The following is a 3,827-nucleotide window of genomic DNA, read 5'->3' on the forward strand; positions in this document are numbered from 1 at the left end:
GAAGTCCCGTTCAACATCGAAGCCAAGTTGATCAAGGACAATGAAGGCGGAACGGTGATCGCCCGGTACGAAATCAAGCGCGCGGCGGGCGGGACGAGTTATTCGAATGCCTTGGAACTGAGAGTAGGCGCAGCGCTCGATATTGATCAATCCGTCATGAAACTCGATGGCAACAACTACTATATGTCTCCAATCTCCGCTCATAAACCGGATTGGGTAAGGGTTAACTTCAAAGCACCACAAACCTACGAGACTCGGGTTCCTGCCAACGGCGCGCCTCCCTATGTCTATACTTCCGAGAACCCTGACATCGCAACCGTGGACGATACGGGGCTGGTGCATTCGGTATCCAATGGAAGTACTACCATTGTTGTACAGGACGCTGACAATCGGACTGCCGAATTCCCCGTTGAATGCTCCAACGTTTTCGAGCTATGCGCATTTCCCGATCAATTGAATTGGAAAGATGCACAGGCGGCGCTCGCCAGAGAAAACTTGGAGCCCATCCGGGCACGAGGCAGCTTCGTCGACGAGCTTGGGCCGCAATTTCAAGCAACTACTGTTCCGTCTCCTGAAGGGGAAAAATACTACGGCCCCGTTTTTGCTGATGGAAACGTGCAGATTTACATTTATGCCACTGGCCGAGCGAGTGAAGACAGAGGCTTGAATATAGCCGTAACAAATCCAGACGATCGGTATCGGTATATCGGTCGAAAAACAAAATAACTGCCCGCTGCAAAGTTAATTCAAGAAACATAGAGCTACCTCAGACACCTCCTTGCGCGAGAACTTCTGAGGCATTTCCGGGGCAGGCCACGGTGGAAGCGGAATGCCCATCCAACATCCTCAAGGTGGGATTCGTTGAGATGTTCGAGGTGGATGGGGAGTCAGGGGCTGGCAGAAGGATCTGTTCGTGATCGAGGTGTGGTCGACCTCTTGAAGATCTTGAGTCTGGCGAGATTAAGAAGCCGGGAGCCTGCTCGCGATAGCGGTCTGTCTGGTTTGAACGCATCGACTAAGAAATGCTCATCGCGAGCCAGCTCGCTCCCACATTTTGGAGTGCACTCCCTTTATTTGGCTTTGAGATACCCCGTTAAGCTGCGTGGATCCGCTCAAAGCCGATTTGCCAGTTCTCCTGTTTCAGCTGCAACTCCGAGCCTACCGTTCGTCTGGAATACATCAACACCTGTCAGGTTTGACAGGTGTGCAAATTCAACAACACAGGTTCAATCACTCCATCACCCGAACGGAGTGCGCGCCCGTGTTCGCCAGACATCCCACGCCAGCGAGCCCGCTGGGTCTGCATGATTCCGTCCGCCTCGAACGTTGCGCCACGACGCCGAGCCTTTCTTCCAAAGGACTTGCCTGATGCCTTCCCACAAGAACTTCCGCTTCCCTCCCATCAAGGAAGGCAACGAAACACTGGCCCTGCGCCCGCTGCTGATTCCGGGGATGCTCGAACCCGTACAGGACGGCGATGGAGGCATCAACATCAAGGTGGCGACGGACGACCCCCAAGGCTTGCTGTGTGTAATCAATCCTTATCTGAGCTTGATGAGCGAGGGTGACAGGCTGGATATCTGGTGGAACAACGCGAAAGTGCTTGAACGATTCGTGACGGCCGATGAAGTCAATCAGCGGGTTTTCTTCTACTTGCCGGCGCCTGCAGAGTCAGGGTGGGTCGAGAACTGCCATTACGTGCTGACCCGAGTGGGTGAAACCGAAGCCGACCCGCCGTCGGCGTCATTGCGGATAATGATCAAACTGTACCAGCCAGGGAACTTTGACAGGGAACCGCATAACGACGATGGCCATTCAGAACTGAACATCGTGCAATTGCCGCCCGAGCTGGTCGAACAGGGCGTAATCGATGCCGGCTGGGCGAAAGATGGTGTGTTGGCCACCATCCCCCACTACGTGTATTGCACCCGCAACGATAAAGTCCGCCTGAGCATCGGCGATCACTTGCTTCCTGTTCACCGCATCACGCAGGAGCAAGCCGATAACGAACAATCGATCGAAATCCTGATCGAGCAGGCAGACATTCTCCGCGCCGGAGACGGTTTACAGCGGGAAATCAGATACGACATCAACGACGAAGTCTGGAACTGGGCCGACCGCCACTCCAAACGCACCTGCATTGAAATCGACGCCGGGGGCTGGCGCCTAGAAGCTCCGGTCATCAAGGAAGCCTTTAATGGTGTCATCACCATCAGGGATCTGAACAAGCTGCCGGTCACCGTGCAGATCCATGCCCGCAGCCAGGAGTTCACTCTCGGCGACAGCGTGAAAATGACCTTCATCGGCAGGCCGCCGAATTATGCCGAACCCATCATCTGCAGCGAAACCCGCGAGATCGACAACGTCCCCTCAGTGCTGGAAATCAAGGTGCCCTATGACTTGATCAGAGCAATTGTTATGGGCCGCGCCGACGTCTCCTATATCCTCTATAAAAAGGATGGTGGTGACCCCCTGTCCTCCAAGCGCGCCTTTGCAACGGTCGTGGGCGACGTCAACATGCTGCCCGAGCCGAACATTCTTGAGCTGATCGGCGATACCCTCGAACCGGACGTGTTCTTCGCCACGGTAGAAGTCCGCTATGCCATGAAGAACGGCGACTTGATTTGCCTCAGATGGTTGGGAACAAAATCCAATGGCGATGAGTATCTGCATGAGGTTGCGCATATTGTCAGCGAGAACGAGGCCACGGAAGGTCTTGTCACGTTCTACATCGACGCTGAGCACATCACTGTGCTCGACAACGGCACGCTGGATCTTTCCTATGTAGTCGCGAACGATGCACCGGGCCTTCTCGACGTCAGAGAATCCGAGCGCCTGCTGGCCGAGGTCGGAAAGGTTCGAGCGACGCTGCCCAAACCCGTGGTCGAGGAGGCTGAACCGTCGGGGGATGTTCTTGATCCGTCGAAGGTGTTCGACAGCGTTCAAGTGCTGATCGGCGAGGCGAAGACGCTGGACAAGGACGTGGTGACGTATTTCTGGCGCAGCCCCAACCCGATCTCCAGTACCAGCGACTGGCTGCCGATAACTACCGTCAGCGCAGGCAAACCTGTGCGTTTCAGGGTCGACAAGCAATATGTCACGTCCAACATCGCCCAATATGTTGATGTGCGTTATGTGCTGTGGCGTGCGGTTTCGCAGCGCTATGAATACTCGGCCTCGCTGGTGCTGTTGATCGTTGAAATAGTGGTGCCTGTGATCAATTCGGTTACCGATACCAGCGGTGAGGTAATCCCTGATAATGGCATTACCTTCGACACCAGCGTCACAGTCGAGGGCACGGCCAGCGCCAACCTGACGCTGCAGTTGTATGACGGCGCTGCGGCTATCACACCCATCGTGAAAGTCGATGCCAGCGGCAACTGGACACTGCCGCTGACGGCGCTCAGTGCCAGCGCCCACAGCATCACGGTCAAAGCGTTGTACGGCAGTAATCCGGTGTCGGCGGCGCGGACCTTTACCGTGGCGGTGGCGACGGCGCCGACCATCACCTCGGTCAGGGATTCTGTGGGCGAAGTCGCGGCGGGGGGCACGACGTTCGATACGTCGGTCACGCTGAGCGGCAAGGCGTTCGCCAATCAGAAGGTCGAGATCTTCGACGGTGTCACGTCCAAAGGCCAGGTCGCGGTCGATGCCAGCGGCAACTGGACACTGCCGCTGACGGCGCTGAGCGCCAGCGCCCACAGCATCACGGTCAAAGCGTTGTATGGGCATAATCCGGTGTCGGCAGCATGGACCTTTACCGTGGCGGTGGCGACGGCGCCGACCATTACCTCGGTCAGGGATTCTGTGGGCGAAGTCGCGGCGGG

General features: G+C 56.4%; 1 protein-coding gene and 1 pseudogene. Both read left to right on the plus strand.

Translation table 11 applies throughout. The annotated features are described in order from the left end of the window. The coding region (locus HU755_RS26850) for an Ig-like domain-containing protein (protein ID WP_186638276.1) at positions 1-726 on the plus strand (726 nt) is incomplete at its 5' end. 642 nt (positions 727-1,368) lie between these two features. Next, positions 1,369-3,827 (plus strand): annotated as a pseudogene (locus HU755_RS26855) (hypothetical protein); the annotation flags it as partial.

The organism is Pseudomonas sp. SWRI111, from assembly GCF_014268555.1.
Lineage (GTDB): Bacteria > Pseudomonadota > Gammaproteobacteria > Pseudomonadales > Pseudomonadaceae > Aquipseudomonas > Aquipseudomonas hamedanensis.